The organism is Novilysobacter selenitireducens (assembly GCF_020026895.1).
Classification (GTDB): domain Bacteria; phylum Pseudomonadota; class Gammaproteobacteria; order Xanthomonadales; family Xanthomonadaceae; genus Lysobacter_C; species Lysobacter_C selenitireducens.
Genome location: NZ_JAINZW010000002.1, coordinates 630,321 through 648,164, shown reverse-complemented (window position 1 = coordinate 648,164; position 17,844 = coordinate 630,321). Strand labels below are relative to the sequence as shown.

General features: G+C 69.1%; 17 protein-coding genes. All 17 read left to right on the top strand.

Annotated features, from left to right (window positions below; genetic code table 11):
- Window positions 1-11: 11 nt before the first annotated feature.
- The gene (locus K6753_RS06710) at window positions 12-734 is read left to right on the top strand and encodes a hypothetical protein (protein ID WP_223675551.1); all 723 of its coding nucleotides are present in this window, start codon (window positions 12-14) and stop codon (window positions 732-734) included.
- 230 nt (window positions 735-964) lie between these two features.
- Window positions 965-2,287 carry a replication-associated recombination protein A gene (locus K6753_RS06705; protein ID WP_223675549.1) on the top strand — a complete coding sequence of 441 codons (1,323 nt, stop codon included), beginning with the start codon at window positions 965-967 and terminating at the stop codon, window positions 2,285-2,287.
- Window positions 2,288-2,729: 442 nt separating this feature from the next.
- Window positions 2,730-3,731, top strand: coding sequence for a hypothetical protein (locus tag K6753_RS06700; protein WP_223675548.1), 1,002 nt, complete (start codon window positions 2,730-2,732; stop codon window positions 3,729-3,731).
- A 107-nt stretch (window positions 3,732-3,838) separates the two neighbouring features.
- Window positions 3,839-4,171, top strand: a complete 333-nt coding sequence (locus K6753_RS06695) for a hypothetical protein (protein ID WP_223675547.1) — start codon at window positions 3,839-3,841, stop codon at window positions 4,169-4,171.
- Window positions 4,168-4,887, top strand: a complete 720-nt coding sequence (locus tag K6753_RS06690) for a C39 family peptidase (protein ID WP_223675546.1) — start codon at window positions 4,168-4,170, stop codon at window positions 4,885-4,887. Before K6753_RS06695 ends, K6753_RS06690 begins: the two co-directional genes overlap by 4 nt.
- A gap of 1 nt (window position 4,888) precedes the next feature.
- Window positions 4,889-5,401, top strand: a complete 513-nt coding sequence (locus K6753_RS06685) for a hypothetical protein (RefSeq protein WP_223675545.1) — start codon at window positions 4,889-4,891, stop codon at window positions 5,399-5,401.
- A 47-nt stretch (window positions 5,402-5,448) separates the two neighbouring features.
- On the top strand, window positions 5,449-6,843 hold the full coding sequence (locus K6753_RS06680) for a transporter (protein ID WP_223675544.1): 1,395 nt from the start codon (window positions 5,449-5,451) through the stop codon (window positions 6,841-6,843).
- A 177-nt stretch (window positions 6,844-7,020) separates the two neighbouring features.
- Window positions 7,021-7,473 (top strand): 30S ribosomal protein S6, encoded by a 453-nt coding sequence (gene rpsF / locus K6753_RS06675; protein ID WP_223675543.1) that lies wholly within the window; start codon window positions 7,021-7,023, stop codon window positions 7,471-7,473.
- 11 nt (window positions 7,474-7,484) lie between these two features.
- Window positions 7,485-7,715 carry a 30S ribosomal protein S18 gene (gene rpsR / locus K6753_RS06670; protein WP_223675542.1) on the top strand — a complete coding sequence of 77 codons (231 nt, stop codon included), beginning with the start codon at window positions 7,485-7,487 and terminating at the stop codon, window positions 7,713-7,715.
- Between the two features lie 123 nt (window positions 7,716-7,838).
- Entirely contained in the window at window positions 7,839-8,291 is a 453-nt protein-coding gene (gene rplI, locus K6753_RS06665) for a 50S ribosomal protein L9 (protein ID WP_223675541.1), read from the top strand.
- Between the two features lie 263 nt (window positions 8,292-8,554).
- Window positions 8,555-9,979 carry a replicative DNA helicase gene (locus tag K6753_RS06660; protein ID WP_223675540.1) on the top strand — a complete coding sequence of 475 codons (1,425 nt, stop codon included), beginning with the start codon at window positions 8,555-8,557 and terminating at the stop codon, window positions 9,977-9,979.
- Window positions 9,980-10,028: 49 nt separating this feature from the next.
- Window positions 10,029-11,117 (top strand): alanine racemase, encoded by a 1,089-nt coding sequence (gene alr, locus K6753_RS06655; RefSeq protein WP_223675538.1) that lies wholly within the window; start codon window positions 10,029-10,031, stop codon window positions 11,115-11,117.
- A 110-nt stretch (window positions 11,118-11,227) separates the two neighbouring features.
- Window positions 11,228-11,851, top strand: a complete 624-nt coding sequence (gene lexA / locus K6753_RS06650; protein WP_223675536.1) for a transcriptional repressor LexA — start codon at window positions 11,228-11,230, stop codon at window positions 11,849-11,851.
- A gap of 1 nt (window position 11,852) precedes the next feature.
- A complete protein-coding gene (gene imuA / locus K6753_RS06645; protein ID WP_223675534.1) occupies window positions 11,853-12,506 on the top strand; it encodes a translesion DNA synthesis-associated protein ImuA in 654 nt (217 codons plus the stop codon).
- A 9-nt stretch (window positions 12,507-12,515) separates the two neighbouring features.
- A complete protein-coding gene (locus K6753_RS06640) occupies window positions 12,516-13,934 on the top strand; it encodes a Y-family DNA polymerase (protein ID WP_223675532.1) in 1,419 nt (472 codons plus the stop codon).
- Window positions 13,931-17,188 carry an error-prone DNA polymerase gene (locus K6753_RS06635; RefSeq protein WP_223675530.1) on the top strand — a complete coding sequence of 1,086 codons (3,258 nt, stop codon included), beginning with the start codon at window positions 13,931-13,933 and terminating at the stop codon, window positions 17,186-17,188. Before K6753_RS06640 ends, K6753_RS06635 begins: the two co-directional genes overlap by 4 nt.
- 6 nt (window positions 17,189-17,194) lie before the next feature.
- Entirely contained in the window at window positions 17,195-17,794 is a 600-nt protein-coding gene (locus K6753_RS06630) for an alpha-ketoglutarate-dependent dioxygenase AlkB (protein WP_223675528.1), read from the top strand.
- Window positions 17,795-17,844: the final 50 nt, after the last annotated feature.

The window sequence follows — 17,844 nt, the reverse complement described above, 5'->3', positions numbered from 1 at the left end:
CAGGCCATCCCATGCGTCGTACTCCGCTCGCGCTGCTCCCCGTCGCCACCCTCAGCCTCGCTGTCGCGTTGATCGCCGGCCGTACCGACACGGTCGACGCCGCGACTCCGCAGAAGGGCGTCGTCGCCCAGGCCGCTACCACGGCACCGGGCACGCGGATGGAAGCCGAGCAGGCGCTGGACGCCTCCGTAGCCGCGGCGCTGATCGGTGCGGTGGCGGGGCAGTTCGAGGAAGACGACGTGGAAGTCCGGCTGGTCGATGTCGACGTGGAGGAAGCGAGCCTGCGCGATCGCCAGTTGCTCGGCCGCGGCGAGTTGAAGTTGGGCGACAGCAGCGAGTGGATCCCGTTCGGCTTCGAAGCGCTGTATGACACGGTCGAGTCCGTGGTCAGCTACCCGCGCCTGACCTTGGCCGACGGGTCTGAGGCGACCCCGGTTGCCCTGGACGCATCAATTGCCACGACCCTTTCGGATCGCGCCGAGGCTGCACTCGTCGATGAGTTTGCCCAGCAGCCGGTCAGCCTTGCGCTGGAAGACGTGCGCAGCGTCGATGCAGGCGAGCGCTATCTGCGGGTCGATGCCTCGGGTACGGCCGACTTCGGTCGCGAGGGCAATGCCGCCGCCCAGGTGCACGGCCTGTTCGACCAGCAGGAAAACCGCTGGGTGCGCGTGAGCTACGAACTGGGCGAGGCGCCGCAGCCTTGGGCGGCCGACCACCGGGTCGCCAGCCGCTGATTCGTGCGGCACGCTTGAGCTCTTGTCGACGGCGCCTGATGGCGCCGTCGACGTGTTGGGCTTCGGCATTCCCAAGCCTCCCCACGCCTCGCTCCAACACCCCGGGTGCACGGCCTTGCTATCGTGACCACCGCTTCCCGTGCCCCCCAACGGACCGTGCAGTGCCGCGACGTTCTGCTTCTTCCCCGCCCTCTGATAAGCCTGACCTGCTGACCGCCGATCGCGACGCGATGCGGCCGTTGGCCGAGCGCATGAGGCCGAGGGCTCTCGATGACATGGTTGGGCAGCGCCGGCTGCTGGCGCCGGGCTCGGCGCTGCGCCGGGCAGTGGAGTCGGGCCGGGTGCACTCGATGATCCTCTGGGGCCCGCCAGGGTGCGGCAAGACGACGCTGGCCCTCCTGCTGGCCCGGTACGCCGAGGCGGAGTTCCGCGCCATCTCCGCGGTGCTCTCGGGCCTGCCCGAGGTCCGCCAGGTACTGGCCGAGGCCGCGCACCGGTTCGCCGAAGGCAGGCGCACGGTGCTGTTCGTCGACGAGGTGCATCGCTTCAACAAGGCACAGCAGGATGCATTCCTGCCGCACATCGAGCGCGGCACGATCATCTTCGTGGGGGCGACCACGGAGAACCCCTCGTTCGAACTCAATTCGGCGTTGCTTTCGCGCTGCCGCGTGCACGTGATGGAGGCGGTGTCGGCCGATGACATCGTCGTCGCGCTGAAGCAGGCCCTGGACGATGCCGAGCGTGGCCTGGGATCGATGGAGCTGCAGGTGGCCGAGGGCACGCTGGCGCAGATTGCGCAGGCCGCCGACGGCGACGTGCGTCGCGCGCTGACGTTGCTGGAGATCGCAGCGGAGCTGGCCATCGACGAGGATGGCCGGATCAGCGATGCCACGCTGGCGCAGGTGCTGGCCGATCGCACGCGGCGATTCGACAAGGGCGGCGAGCAGTTCTACGACCAGATCTCGGCGCTGCACAAATCCGTGCGCAGCTCCAACCCGGACGCCGCGTTGTACTGGCTGGCGCGGATGCTCGACGGCGGTTGCGACCGCGCGTACCTGGCGCGACGGCTGACGCGGATGGCGGTGGAGGACATCGGCCTGGCCGATCCGCGGGCGCTGCAGATGGCACTGGAGGCCTGGGACACCTTTGAACGGCTGGGATCGCCCGAGGGCGAGCTGGCGCTGGCGCAACTGACGATTTACCTCGCCAGCACGGCCAAGTCCAACGCCGCCTATGCCGCCTACAAGCAGGCACAAAGTGACGTGCGCGAACATGGCACGCAGGACGTGCCCATGCACCTGCGAAACGCACCGACGAAACTGATGAAGTCGCTGGGCTACTCGAAGGGCTACCAGTACGACCACGATGCCGAGGGTGGCGTGGCGCTCGACCAGACCGGCTTCCCGGACGCGATGGGGGAGCGTACCTATTACCGGCCGGTGGAGCGGGGCTTGGAGATCAAGCTCAAGCAGAAGCTGGATGCGCTTCGTGACCAGCGCGCCAAAGCGCGGGCCAGTTCGGCGCCGGTCAGGAAGCCAGCGGGCGACGCTTAGGGATGCGAGGCTGCGGACCGCGAAAAGCGCGCGTCAGTACCTGTTTCGCGGCGGCAACGCAGAACCCGCATGAGCAGTATCGGCCATGTGGCTGATGTGGCTGGACTAACCGACGGTGTAATTGCCCCGTCACAGCACTCTGTTTCAAAGCTGCAACGCGAGGCTGAACAGGAACTCTCGTCGCGGCCCGTCGCTCGAGGGCTGTTGTAGCGACCTGCGACAGGCGACAGTTGCTCCGAGCAGTAGGCCCGCGCACGCAGGCTGCGTTTCAGGTGTGAAACGAATGGCTCCGAGTTGCCGCGGTAGACGGCGCCCGAGTCTGTGAGTTGCCTTCGCAAGCTCCCCCTGCTCTCCACCCAGTAACGGTTTCCGCGTTCCTGAACGGACATGGCATCGCCCATGCGTGTCTACCCGATGCGTCCCAGCCGGTGCCATCCCCTGGGTGCCGGAGCGGCGCAACAGGAGAACAACAATGCGCATTCGTAGAGCTCTCATTGCGTCAGCCGTGCTCGTGGGTCTTGGAGTCACCGGACAGGCGTGGGCACAGGCAACCAACACCGAAAGCGAGAATGGCGAAAACCTGCAGATCGCCATCGACGATGACAGCAACAACAGCGATAACAGTAATAACAGCGACAACAGCAACCACAGCGGAAACAACCGCGACAACGAAGGTCGCGCACGCTCCGAAGGCTATGGCACCACTGCCGCCAACAACGGCAGTACTGCCACGTCCAATTTCTCCAACTCCTTCAACACCAGCAAGGCGATCGCCGAAACCCGCCTTGACGGATACGTGACCGACATCCGCATCCGCGACATCGGCAACGTCGCCAACAACTGGGGCGATGCCAATGGCGGGCATGGTGGAGACGGTGGCAAGGGATATGGCGGCGAGGCCGACGGTGGAGAAGGCGATGGCGGCAGCGGCGGGGACGGCGGCAACGCACGTGCTCGCGGCGCGAACGGCGGGGACGCCTACGCCTACACGGGTGACAGCTACGCTGAAACTGATGCCGACGGGGGCGACAGCGACAGCGACAGCGGCGACGCGCGCGACCGTGGTCGCGGCAATGCCACGAGCGGCGCAGCCTCCGGAAGCGGCGGCGCGGCCACGTCAGGCTCAGCCACCGCGTCCGGCGGCTCCAGCAGCGCGACGGGTGGCAACGGCGGATCGGTGGCCTCCAATGGTGGGGCCGGTGGCGGCGGTGGTGCCGGGTCGGGTGGCAGCGCCAATGGCGGCGCGGGCAACGGCGCGGCTGGTGGAGCCGGCGGCAGCGGCGGATCGGTCAGCAATGACGCGGGTGCGTTCAACATGTCGGCGAACATGACCAACGTCGGACAGTCCGCAGCCGGCATCATGACCGTGGCCCAGAACAGTGGCTTCGCGTCGTTGATCCAGCAGGGCGTAACCGTCCAGGCCAACCTGTCGGTCGGTCCGTAACAGCCCGGTACGACGCGCCGCAGGTGCCCCCGCCCTGCGGCGCGTTGTCATGCGCCTATGGCGCGTTCGGGGGCCGGCTTCAACGCCGGTATCCGGGAGAAATCGCCATGCAACACCGTGGAGCCCTGGCAGCGGCTTTGGCTGCCCTTGTCTGCTTTGCTTCGCCCCTCATTGCGGCCGAATCCACCTCCGATACGTTCGAGCGTCCGGTATCACTGGAGTCGCTGGACGACCTGCGGGGTGGGGACAGCACCAGTCGCGTCAACGGCGAAGTCGGCAACAACTCGGTGGAAGCCGTCGTAAGCGGTGACAACACGATCAACCAACGGTCGTTCGCCGGCGCCAGCGGCATCACCACCGTGATCCAGAACACCGGCGCCAACGTGCTGATCCAGAACGGCATGGTGGTCAACGTGCAGTTTGCGGATCCCACCCCGTGACAGACCGGGGTATCCGAGGCTGGCGGCGATGTGCAGGCGCCTTCCTGGCGCTTGCCATCGCAACTCCGGCCGCGTTCGCGCCGACGGCCGCCGACACGCTCGACCTGCGCACGCCCCATGGCGGCGCCTACCAGTTGCGGATCACCAGCCTCAAGCAGGCACGTTTCTCCACCACCGTGCCGCAGCAGTACGACTTCAGCTGCGGCTCGGCGGCAACGGCCACCCTGTTGACGCACCAGTACGGATATCCGGTGACCGAGGCGGACGTGTTCCTGCGCATGTACGCCAACGGCGACCAGGCCAAGATCCGCGAGGAGGGCTTCTCGCTGCTGGACATGCGCCGCTACCTGGCGGCGCACGGGTTCGAGGCCGACGGCTTCGAGCTGCCGATCGAGAAGCTGGCCGAAGAAGGGCTGCCGGCCATCGTATTGCTCAACGACCGCGGCTACCGGCACTTCGTGGTGGTCAAGGGACTGCGCAACGGGCGCATCCTGCTGGGTGACCCGGCGCGTGGCACCCGGGCGATGCCGGTGCCGCGGTTCCACGAGCTCTGGGACAACGGCGTGATGTTCGTGATCCACAACCGGCGGGACGTGGCGCAGTTCAACCAGCCGCGCGACTGGCGCACCGCGCCACCGGCGCCGATGGACCTCGGTATCCAGCGCGATGGCCTGCGCAACACCGTCATACCCAAGCGCGGTCCTGGAGACTTCTGACATGCATGCGTTCACCCGCCTGGCCACGCACGTCCTGCTCGCCGCGGCGGTGATCGCGGTGCCCCCGGCCGCTCATGCAGGGGAATCGGTTGCGTCTTCCGGGCTTGGCCCGGAGTGGCGCGCCATCGCGCACGAACGCCTCGACGACATGCGGGGTGGTTTCCAGTTGCCCAGCGGGCTGGTGCTGTCGTTCGGGGTGGAACGCGCCGTGTGGGTCAACGGTGCGCTCGTGGCGTCGACCCGCGTCCAGATCAACGACATCGCCCAGATGACGCCGCAACAGGCCGCGCAACTGCAGGCGTTCCAGCAGGGCATGGGCATACAGGTGGGCGGCGGCAACGTGCTCGTGGCGCCCGGCAGCGGCGCGCTGGTCATCCAGAACACCCGCGACAACCAGGCGATCCGCGCGCTGACGACGTTGTCGGTCGACGTCGGGACGCTGGGCACCTTCCAGCAACTCAACGCACACGACGCCCTGCAGGCCGCGGTGCTGGCCGGTATCGGTGGCCCTTGAGCGTTTGACCGCGTGTAGCACCCTCCATCCGGCCAGAGGACGACCCCATGGGCACGCACGGACACTCATCCCGAAGGCTCTGGTGGCTCGCTCCCGGGTTGTTGCTGGCCGGCGGTGCGTATGCGCAGTCGCCCGCGGACAGCGCGCGACTGGACGCCCTGCAGCGGGAAATTGCCGCTCAGACAGAGCGGCTGGAGGGGTTGAAGCGGCTGCTGGCCGAGCAGGAGGGCGAGCTGGACCGGCTGCGCGGCGCGCTGGATGAGCAGCGCCTGGACACCACCCGCGCCAAGGGGCGCGAGGCCGCCCGGAGCGATGCGCTCACCCAGGTACCGCTGGCCAACGTCACCTTGGCGCAGTCGGTGCTGCCCGAATCGGCGGTGGCGCAGGCCGCGCCGACGCAGGACCCGATGCCGCCGGCCCCCGAGCCCCAGCCGGATCCGGCCGTGGCGCAGCAACCCGTCGGCCGGGCACCCGAGTCCGATACCCGCCCCCCGGAAATCGCGCAGATCTTCGAGCAGCCCGGTGTACTCACGCCCCCGGGCAAGTTCGTGCTCGAGCCTTCGCTGGAGTTCGACTACTCGGCCAACGGCCGCGTCGCGCTGGTCGGCTTCACCATCATCCCGGCCATCCTCATCGGTCTCATCGATGTGCGGCAGATCAAGGCGACCACGGCCATCGCGACGCTCACCGGACGCTATGGCGTCAGCAAGCGCTTCGAGTTGGAGGCGCAGGTCCCGTACGTGTATTCGTACACCGACACGATCAGCCGGGAAATTTTCACCGGCACCGCCGTGGACAACGTATTCGAGTCGAGCGGACACGGGCTCGGCGACATCGAGCTCACCGCGCGCTACCAGATCAACCAGGGCGGGCCGGACCGGCCGTTCTGGGTCGGCTGGCTGCGCTACAAGAGTCGCACCGGCAAGGACCTGTTCGAGGTCGTGACCGACTGCGTGACGCGTTGCGTGGCCAATGCCACGGGTACCGGCCTGCCGCTCGAACTCCCCACCGGCAGCGGCTTCGAATCGCTGCAGCCCGGCGTGACCTGGCTGTATCCGTCCGATCCCGTGGTGTTCTTCGGCAGTTTCAGCTACCTGCACAACTTCGAGCGGAGCGATGTGTCCCGGACAGTGCTGGGGGGCGTGGAAGAGCCGATCGGCGACGTCAAGGCCGGCGACATCATCGGCTTCAACCTGGGCATGGGCCTGGCACTGAACGAAAAGGCCGCCATCAGCCTGGGCTACGACCAGAGCACCGTCGGCCGGACCCAGCAGAACGGCGAGGACGCCCCGGGCTCGGTCCGGGTGGTGCTGGGCACGCTGCTGCTGGGCGGCTCGTACCGGTTCAACGACCGCGTCTCGCTGAACGTGGCGCTGGGGGTCGGCGTCACCCGCGACACCCCGGACATGACCCTGACCGCCCGGGTGCCGATCTCCTTCTGAGCCCGTGCCTTCTAGGCACGTGGCCCTTCCAGTGGCTGGCCGGCCCGGAAGCTGCCATAATGCGCGGCTTCCTGCGGCCTGGCCGCCGGAACCTTGCCCCACCGCACCCATCCGGGCGACGGGGGGCTGAACGGGCCTGCGCGGCGACGTGCGGCCTTCATCCACAAGGAAACCACCATGCGTCATTACGAAGTCGTGTTCCTGGTCCACCCGGACCAGAGCGAGCAGGTGCCGGCCATGATCGAGCGCTACAAGGGCTTGATCGAAGGCGGCGAAGGCAAGATCCACCGCCTGGAAGACTGGGGCCGCCGCCAGCTGGCGTACCCGATCCAGAACCTGGTCAAGGCCCACTATGTGCTGCTCAACATCGAGTGCACCCAGGCCGTGCTCAACGAGCTGGTCGACGGGTTCCGTTTCAACGACGCGATCCTGCGCCACCTGGTCATGAAGCGCGACGATGCCGACACCGAGCAGTCGCTGATCATGAAGTTCAAGGACGAGAAGGGCGACAAGCCCGAGCGCGGTGAGCGTCGTCGTCGTGACGACGACAGCACCGACAACGACGGCGAAGGCGACAAGAGCGACGCCAAGTCCGACGACAAGTCCGGCGACAACGCCGAAGCCGCCTGAGGATTACCGACATGTCCAAGTTCTTCCGCCGCCGCAAGTTCTGCAAGTTCACCGCCGAAGGCGTGACCGAGATCGACTACAAGGATCTCAACACCCTGCGCCAGTACCTCACCGAGACCGGCAAGATCGTGCCGAGCCGCGTGACCGGCACCAAGTCCAAGTACCAGCGCCAGCTGGCCACGGCCGTCAAGCGCGCCCGTTACCTGGCCCTGATCCCGTACACGGACAACCACAACGTCTAAGCGGTCCGGCCGGGGCGGGCACCATGCCCGCCCTGCGCTGCACGTGCATTCGGACAGCGAACCCCGCTGCGGCGCACCGCGTCGCTAACGAATCAAGCTCGATACGAGCACTGGAGCACCACCATGCAACTGATCCTCCTGCAGAACGTCCTCAACCTCGGCAAGCTCGGCGACAAGGTCACCGTGAAGCCGGGTTACGGCCGCAACTTCCTGGTCCCGCACGGCAAGGCCGTCCCGGCGACCGAAGCCAACCTGGCCGAGTTCGAAGCCAAGCGCGCCGAGTACGAAGCCAAGGCCAAGGCCTCGCTGGATGACGCCGAAAGCCGCAAGGCCAAGCTCGAGGGCGCCGAGGTCACCATCCACGCCAATGCCGCTACCGAAGGCAAGCTGTACGGCTCGGTGACCAACCGCGACATCGCCGAGGCGCTGACCAAGGCCGGCTACGAGGTCGAGAAGTCCGAGGTCATCCTCGGCGAGGGCGCGTTCCGCCACACCGGCGAGTACGAAGTGCTGCTGCACCTCCACGCCGACGTGGAAACCACCGTCAAGGTGATCGTGGCGCCGGAAGCGGCCTGATCCGCCTCGCGCGCCCGGGCGATGCCCGAATGCGCATGCGGTACACGAACGGGCGCCTCGGCGCCCGTTTCGTTTTGCGCGGCGGCAGCGTCCACAGTGCCGCTGCAGCGCCGTGATCTCGGTCGATGAGACCGATCCACGTTAGAAATCGACGTTATCCACAGGTTGTTCCGTCGCGTGCCCACAGGCGGACTGCCTAGGATGCGTGTCCGACACTCGATCCAGGCCATGGACCCGGCCGCGCATGGGAACCGCGCACACTGATGAATGCACGACCGGGACTTAGGGGCGAATACCGCGGCGACAAGCGCTTCGAGACCCGTGCCGAGCAGCGCGTGGACCAGCTGCGCGTGCCGCCGCAATCGGTGGAGGCCGAGCAGGCCGTGCTGGGCGGGTTGATGCTGGCGCCCGACGCCTACGACCGCGTCGCCGACCAGCTCAACGACCAGGACTTCTACCGCCGCGACCACCAGCTGATCTTCCGCGCCATCCGAGAGCTGGCCGAGAAGGGCAAACCCTTCGACGCGGTGACGCTGGGCGAGTGGTTCGAGTCGATGGGCCAGTCCGAACTGGTCGCCGGTGGCGCCTACCTGATCGAACTGGCCAGCACCACGCCCTCGGCGGCCAACATCGTCGCCTACGCCGAGATCGTCCGCGACAAGGCGGTGCTGCGGCAGCTGATCGAAGTCGGCACGACCATCGTCAACGACGGCTTCCAGCCCGACGGCCGCGAGAGCGGCGAGATCCTGGCCAGCGCCGAGCAGCAGGTGTTCGCCATCGCCGAGGCAGGCGCCAAGGGCAAGACCGACTTCACCGCCATGAACAAGGCGCTGTCGGAGGCCTTCGACGTGCTGCAGACGCGCTACGCCGCCGGCGGCAGCGTGACCGGCCTGCCGACGGGTTACACCGAGTTCGACGAGATGACGGCCGGCCTGCAGCCCACCGACCTGCTGATCCTCGCCGCGCGTCCGGCGATGGGCAAGACGACGTTCGCGCTCAACATCGCCGAGCACGCGGCCATCCGCACCAAGAAGGCGGTGGCGGTGTTCTCGATGGAAATGTCGGCCAGCCAGCTGGCCCTTCGACTGATTTCCTCCAACGGCCGCGTCAACGCCCAGCGCCTGCGCAGCGGCCAGCTCGAGGACGAGGACTGGAGCCGCGTCACCAGCGCGATCCGGATGCTGAAGGAAGCCAAGATCTTCATCGACGACACCCCGGGCCTGTCGCCCGAGGCGCTGCGCGCCAAGGCCCGCCGCCTCAAGCGCGAGCACGACCTGGGCCTGGTGGTGATCGACTACCTGCAGCTGATGTCGGTCCCGGGCAACAGCGAGAACCGCGCCACCGAGATCTCCGAGATCTCGCGCGGCCTCAAGCACCTGGCCAAGGAGCTCAACGTCCCGGTGATCGCGCTGTCGCAGCTCAACCGCTCGCTGGAAACGCGCGCCGACAAGCGCCCGGTGATGGCCGACCTTCGCGAGTCCGGCGCCATCGAGCAGGACGCCGACGTCATCGTCTTCATCTACCGCGACGACTACTACAACAAGGAAAATTCGCCGGACAAGGGGCTGGCCGAGATCATCATCGGCAAGCAGCGAAACGGCCCGACGGGCTCGGTGAAGCTGAAGTTCTTCGGCGAGTACACGCGCTTCGACAACCTCAGCCACGACGCAGTGGGCAGCTTCGAGTAATACGCGCGGTGCGCATGCTTCGGCGCCGCTGCCCTGCTAACGTTTCCCGATGGCCCGACCCACTTCCGCCACCATCCACACCGACGCGTTGCGCCACAACCTCGGCCAGCTGCGCGCCCGCGCGCCCGGCAGCCGGGTGATGGCGGTGGTCAAGGCCGACGGCTACGGCCATGGCCTGGAGCGCGTCGCTCGGGCCTTGGGCGCGGCCGATGCCTTCGGCGTGGCGGCGCTGTCGGATGCCGAGCGGCTGCGTGCCGCCGGCCTGTCGCAGCCCATCGTCCTGCTGTCGGGCATCAACGAGCCCGACGACATCGCGCGCGTGCGCGAGCTGGGCGTTGAGTCCGTCGTCCACCACCACAGCCAGCTGGAAATGCTCGAACAGGCACCGGCCGGTGCGCCGGTTCGATGCTGGTTGAAGGTCGACTCGGGCATGCACCGGCTGGGCTTCGCACCCGAGGCGGTGCGCGACGCGCATGCGCGGCTGGAGGCGGCCCCGGCCGTCGCCGCCGACATCGTGCTGATGAACCACTTCGCCAGCTCGGACGAGTTCGAGGGCGACAACGGGGCAGGGCGGCAGACCCGCGAGCAGCTGCGGGTGTTCGCCGAAGCCACCGCAGGACTGCCCGGCGCGCGGTCGCTGGCCAATTCCGCCGGCGTGCTGGGCTGGCCGCAGGCGCACGCGGACTGGATCCGTCCGGGCGGCGCGCTGTACGGCATGTCGGTGGTCGCCGGCACGACGGGGGCGGACTTCGGCCTGCGCCCGGCGATGACGCTGGCCACCCGGCTGATCGCCATCAACCCGGTGTGCCGGGGCGAACACATCGGGTACTCGGCGACCTGGACGTGCCCGGAGGACATGCCGGTCGGCGTGGCCGCGATCGGTTATGGCGACGGCTATCCGCGGGCGGCGCCGGCGGGCACGCCCGTGCTGGTCAATGGCCAGCCCGCGCAGGTGATCGGCCGCGTCTCGATGGACCTGATGGCGGTCGACCTGCGCGGCGTGGATGCGCGCGTGGGCGATCCGGTCATCCTGTGGGGCCCCGAGCTGCCGGTCGAGCGCATTGCCGAAGGCGCCGGCACCATCGCCTACGAGCTGACCTGCTCGATCACGCGGCGGGTGCGGTTCGTGGAGCAGTAGCAGCGCCATTCCGACCCCGGCAGATGAACGGGGGCCGCCGCAAAAAAAGCGGCTGAATGCGGCCCGGCATCTCGCCCCATGCGACACGAAGGTGTACAAATGTACACCTGATGAGCGACCCCGATTTCCCGTCCCCCGACGCCCTGTCGTCCCAGCGCGCCGCCGTGCTGGCCTTCCTGCGCCGCGAACTCGCAGCCGGGCGCGCGCCCAGCCTCGCGGAGGTCGCCGGGGCCTTTGGCTTTGCGTCCCGCAACGCCGCGCAGAAGCACGTGCAGGCGCTGGTGGGGCAGGGCCTGCTGGAGCAGGTGCCGGGCCGCAAGCGTGGCCTGCGCCTGCCCGAGGGCCGCGCCGACTTGCTGCCGCTGCCGGTGCTGGGCCGGGTGGCGGCCGGCGTGCCGATCGGCGCCGACATCGGGCTGGACCAGCAACTGTGGCTGGACCGCCGGCTGTTCTCGCCGGTGCCGGACTACCTGTTGAAGGTGCAGGGCGATTCGATGATCGACGACGGCATCCTCGACGGCGACCTGGTGGGCGTGCACCGAACGCCCGATGCGCGCGACGGCCAGACCGTGGTCGCGCGCATCGATGGCGAACTCACCATCAAGCGCCTGCGTCGCGAGCGCCGGCGCCTGCGGCTGATGCCGCGCAACCCGGCGCACACCCCCATCGACGTGGAACCCGGGCAGGACTTCGCCATCGAGGGCGTGTACTGCGGCCTGGTGCGGCGGGGCTGAGATGGGTGCGGTCGTGGCCCTCGACAGCCTGCTGGCCAAGCGCACGCTCTGGCACGCCGGGCGCGGCATTGCCCCGGATGCGGCGGGCGAGCCGACCGGCCACGATGCGCTGGACGCATTGCTGCCCCGGCAGGGCTGGCCACGTGGCGCGCTGACCGAACTGCTGCTGCCGGCCGATGGCGTCGGCGAACTGTCGTTGCTGGCCCCGACGCTGTCCCGGCTGACCCGCACCGGCGGTACGGTGGCGGTGGTAGCGCCGCCGTACGTGCCGTATGCGCCGGCATGGCAGGCCGCCGGCATCGATCTAGGCCTGCTGGAGATCGTCGACGCCGCGCCGCGCGATGCGCTGTGGGCGTTCGAGCAATGCCTGCGCAGCGGTGCGTGTTCGGCGGTGCTGGGGTGGCCCGAGAAGGCCGACGGGCCGGCGCTGCGGCGCCTGCAGGTGGCGGCCGACAGCGGCGACTGCCTGGGCTTCGCCCTGCGCGACCGCCGGCACGCCGCCAACCCGTCGCCGGCCGCGCTGCGGCTGGAGGCGGTGCGCGACGACGCCGGCCAGGCGGCGTGGCGGGTGCTCAAGTGCCGGGGCGGTCCGGCACCGGCGCAGGCCTTCGTCCCCGGATCGGAGGCCGTCGCAGGGCGGCCCGTGGCCCGTTGAGGCGCACGCATGCTCTGGGCCTGTGTACTGCTGCCGCAGCTGGCGCTGGACGCCGTCCTCCGCCGCCTGCCTGACCCCGACACGCCGCTGGCGCTGGTCGCCGGGCCCGCGCAGCTGCGCACGCTGCAGGCGGTCAACGCCAGTGCCGTCGAGGCCGGTCTGCGGCCCGGGATGCGGCTGACCGCGGCGCACGCGCTGCTGCCGGAGGTCGCCCTAGTCGAACATGACCCCGCTGCCGAAGCCCGCTGGCAGCGTTTCCTGGCCGCGTGGGCCTACCGCTACAGCTCGCTGGTCAGCGTGCAGTGGCCGGGCTGCATCGTGCTGGAGGTGCGCGCTAGTTTCCGCCTGCTGGGTCCGTGGCCGCGGATCGAGGCGCGGCTGCGCGAGGACCTCGTCGCGCTCGGTTTCACCCACCGCATCGCATTGGCGCCCACGCCGCGCGCCGCGCACGTGTTCGCCGGCCTGCGCGACAGCCTGGCGGTGCCCAATCCGGCCGCGATGGCGGAAACGCTGGACCGCGTTCCGGTGCGCCGCGCCCGCCTGGACGGGGATGCCGGTGAACGCCTCCGGCGCATGGGCATCCGCGACCTGCGCCAGCTGCGCGCCTTGCCGCGCGACGCGGTGCGGCGCCGCTTCGGCCTGCCGGTGCTGGACCACCTGGACCGGCTCTACGGCCAGGCCGACGACGCGCTGGCGTACTACGCGCCGCCGGATCATTTCGATGCCCGGGTGGAGCTGGGCTACGAGGTCGAGAACCACACCGCGCTGCTGTTCCCGCTGCGGCGGCTGGTGGGCGACCTGTGCACCTACCTCTCGGTGCGCGACGGCGGAGTGCAGCGCTTCGTGCTTCGGCTGGAGCACGAGGGCGGACACACCGACGTCCCGGTCGGCCTGCTGGCGGCCGAGCGCGAGCCGGCGATGCTGTTCGAGCTGACGCGTAACCGGCTCGAGCGCGTGCAACTGGACAAACCGGTGGTGGCGGTGCGGTTGCTGGCGCGCGAACTGCCGCCGTTCGTGCCGGCCTCGCGCGACCTGTTCGATGCCCGCCAGCAGCAACAACTGCCCTGGCCGCAGTTGCGCGAACGCCTGCGTGCGCGCCTGGGCGACGACGCGGTGCATCGCGTGGCACCGGCAGGCGACCCCCGACCGGAGCGCGCGTGGCGACGCATGCAGGGGGAGAGTGAACGCATCACGCAGGCCCCCGTGCGTCCCCCGAGGCCCATGTGGCTGCTGCCGCGGCCGATCCCGTTGCGCGACTTCCACCCCCGCATCGTTTCCGGGCCGGAGCGGCTGGAAAGCGGCTGGTGGGACGGCGACGACGTACGCCGCGACTACTACGTGCTGGAAACCTCAAGTGGCCAGCGGGCCTGGGCGTTCGCGCCTCCGGGCGAGCAGGGCGGCTGGATGCTGCACGGGTGGTTCGCATGAGCTGGGACGATGCGGTGGACGGCGTCGACCGCGACACGCCCGGTGGTCGCCCCCCACGCGCGTGGGAAGTGGCGCACCGGCTGCGTCGGCATGGCGCAGCCAACGACGATGGCCCACGCGAGGATGCCTGGCCGGCGTATGCGGAACTGCATTGCCTGTCGGACTTCTCGTTCCTGCGTGGCGCAGCCAGCGCCGAGGAACTGTTCGAGCGTGCGCGCGATCTCGGCTATGAAGCGCTTGCGATCACCGACGAATGCTCGCTGGCGGGCATCGTGCGCGGTTGGGAGGCTTCGCGTGCGACTGGGTTGAAGCTCATCGTCGGCAGCGAATTCACCCTGGCGTGCGGACTGAAGTGCGTCCTGCTGGTGGAGACCGCCGCCGGCTACACGCGCCTGTGCGAGCTGATCACCACCGCCCGGCGCGCGGTCGACAAGAAGGGGTACCGCCTCACGCGGCAGGACGTGGAACGCGTCCTCTCCGATGTCGATCCCGCCGTCTGTGGCCTGTTTGCGCTGTGGCTGCCGGCGCGGGACATCGACGAAACGCAGGGACGCTGGCTGCGTTCGGTGTTCGGCGATCGCTCGCACCTGGCGGTCGAACTGCACCGCGAGCAGGACGATGCGGCGCGACTGGCGCGCCTGCTCGAAAGCGCCGTGCGCCTGAAGATGGTGCCGGTGGCGGCCGGCGACGTGCATATGGATGTGCGCCGACGCCGGGCGTTGCAGGACACGATGACGGCGATCCGCCACGCCACGTCGCTGGCCGAATGCGGCGAGCACCTGTTCCGCAACGGCGAGCGTCACCTGCGTGCGCGACGGGCGCTGGGCAACATCTATCCGCGTGAACTGATCGACGCCACGGTGCAGCTGGCGCGCCGCTGCAGGTTCGACCTCAAGCGCGACATCCACTACCGGTATCCGGCCGAGCTGGTACCGCCGGGATACACGCCGACCACGTGGCTGCGCGAACTCACGCAGCGGGGCATGCGCGAGCGTTGGCCGGAAGGCGCGCCGCCCCAGGTGGTGACGCAGATCAACGGCGAGCTGGCGCTGATCGAGAAGCTGAAGTACGAGGCATTCTTCCTGACGGTGGAGGACATCGTCCGTTTCGCCAAGGAGCGGAACATCCTGTGCCAGGGGCGCGGCTCGTCGGCGAATTCGGCCGTGTGCTTCGCGCTGGGCATCACCGTGGTCAATCCCGCCGAAAGCCGCCTGCTGATGGCGCGCTTCCTGTCCGAGGAGCGCGACGAGCCACCCGATATCGACGTCGACTTCGAGCACGAGCGCCGCGAGGAAGTGCTGCAGTACGTCTACGGCAAGTACGGCCGCCACCGCGCCGCACTGGCCGCCACCGTCATCCGTTACCGTGGCAAGAGCGCCGTGCGCGACGTCGCCAAGGCCTTCGGCCTGCCGCCCGACCAGATCGCACTGCTGGCCGAGTGCTACGGCTGGGGCAATGGCGAGGCGCCGATGGAGCAGCGCCTGCGCGAGGCGGGCTTCGATCCGGAAAATCCGCTGGTCCGGCGCGTGCTGGCGGTGACCGAGCAGCTGCGCGGCCACCCGCGCCATCTCTCGCAGCACGTGGGCGGTTTCGTGATCGGCGATGCGCCGCTGTCCACGGTGGTGCCGGTGGAAAACGCCTCGATGGACGAACGCACCATCATCCAGTGGGACAAGGACGACCTGGAGACGATGCAGCTGCTCAAGGTCGATTGCCTGGCGCTGGGCATGCTGACCTGCATCAGGAAGGCGGTGGAACTGGTGGAAAGGCATCGTGGCTTCCGCCTGGACCTGGCCAGGCTGCCGAACGACGACGCAAGGACCTTCGAGATGATCCAGGCCGCCGACACCGTCGGCGTGTTCCAGATCGAGTCGCGCGCTCAGATGAGCATGCTGCCGCGGCTGAAGCCGAATGAGTACTACGACCTGGTGGTGGAGGTGGCCATCGTGCGTCCCGGCCCGATCCAGGGCGGCATGGTGCATCCCTACTTGCGCCGCCGGCAGGGCAAGGACCCGGTGACGTACCCCTCCCAGGGGGTGAAGGAGATCCTCGGAAAGACACTGGGCATCCCCCTGTTCCAGGAACAGGTGATGGAACTGGTGATCCATGCCGGCTACACGCCCGCGGAGGCCGATGGCCTGCGTCGCTCGATGGCCGCATGGAGACGCGGCGGCGACATGGAGCCCCACCGCTTGCGCATCCGCCAGCTGATGGCTGCCAAGGGCTACGCCGCGGAGTTCATCGACCAGATCTTCGAACAGATCAAGGGCTTCGGTTCCTACGGCTTCCCGCAGAGCCATGCGGCTTCGTTCGCCAAGCTGGTCTACATCAGCTGCTGGCTGAAGCGGCACGAACCGGCCGCCTTCGCCTGCGCACTCCTCAATGCGCAGCCCATGGGCTTCTACTCGCCCAGCCAGATCGTGCAGGACGCGCGTCGTGGGCACGGCGGCCGGGCGTCCATCGAGGTCCGGCCGGTCGACGTCGCGGTCAGCGACTGGGACAACACGCTGGAAGGCGGTCACGTGCGGCGGGGTGTCGACGATGGTGGGCAGGCGGCGCTGCGGCTCGGTTTCCGGCAGGTGGGCGGTCTGTCGGAGGAGGCCGGCAAGGCGATCATGGCTGCCCGGGCGCAACGTCCCTTCGCCGATGTCGGCGACCTGTGCCTGCGGGCCAGGCTCGACGAGAAGGCGCGCAATGCCCTGGCCGAAGCCGGCGCGCTGCAGTCGCTCGCCGGGCATCGCCATGCCGCACGCTGGGCGGTCGCTGGAATCGAACGGCAGCGCCCGCTGCTGCCCGGCAGTCCCGACGAGGACGAGATCGTCCTGTCCGCGCCGACGGCGGGTGAGGACGTGACGTCGGATTACCGCATGACGGGACTGACGCTGGGCGAGCATCCGCTGTCGCTGCTGCGCGAAAGCCTGCGGCGGCAGCGCGTGGTCGATTCGCGGCAACTGCGCGGGTTGCCGCACGGGCGTGGAGCGTTCGCGGCCGGCATCGTCACCCAGCGGCAGCGGCCGGCGACCGCCAAGGGCACGATCTTCGTCACGCTGGAGGACGAGCACGGCATGGTCAACGTGGTGGTGTGGTCGCACGTGGCGCTGCGCGACCGCAAGGCGCTGCTCGGCGCCCGGCTGATGGCGGTACGGGGCCGTTGGGAACAGGTGGACGGCGTATCCCACCTGATCGCACGTCGGCTGGAGGATTTCAGCCATCTGCTGGGCGGGATCCAGCCCGGTTCCCGCGACTTCCACTGAGCCGGCATGCACGCGCTGAGGGCCCTCACCGACGACCTCTTCGCTCCGGCGATGCACCAGTTGGTGGATGACGAGCAGGGCGGCATCCGCTACTGGCCGGCCGCCATCGACCCCGACACCGCCCGGCGCTGGTTCGATGCCCTGCGCGAGGGCGCGGGGTGGACGCACCTGCAGCGGCCGATGTACGACCGCATCGTCGACGTGCCGCGGCTGCTGGCGAACTACGCCGTCGACCACCTGCCGGCCGACCTGCCTCTGGCCGGGCTGCTGGCCTGCGTGCAGGCCAGGGCGCCGGCGCCGTACTCGCGCATCGGCATGAACCTCTACCGCGACGGCAACGACAGCGTCGCCATGCACGGCGACAAGCTGCACACGCTGGCGGCGGGCCATCCGATCACGCTGGTATCGCTGGGCGCGCCCCGGCGCATGCTGATCCGTGCCCGCGACGGCGCGCGCGAAACCCTGTCCGTCGACCTGGCGCCCGGTAGCGTGCTGTCGATGAGCCACGCCTCCCAGCAGACCCACGAGCACGGCATCCCCAAGACCCGCCGCGCGCAAGGGGCCCGTATCAGCGCGGTGTTCCGCGTGCGGCCGACAACCGAATAACGAGGCCGTTCGGATCCCGGCCACGCACGGCCATGAAAAGTCCCGCCCAC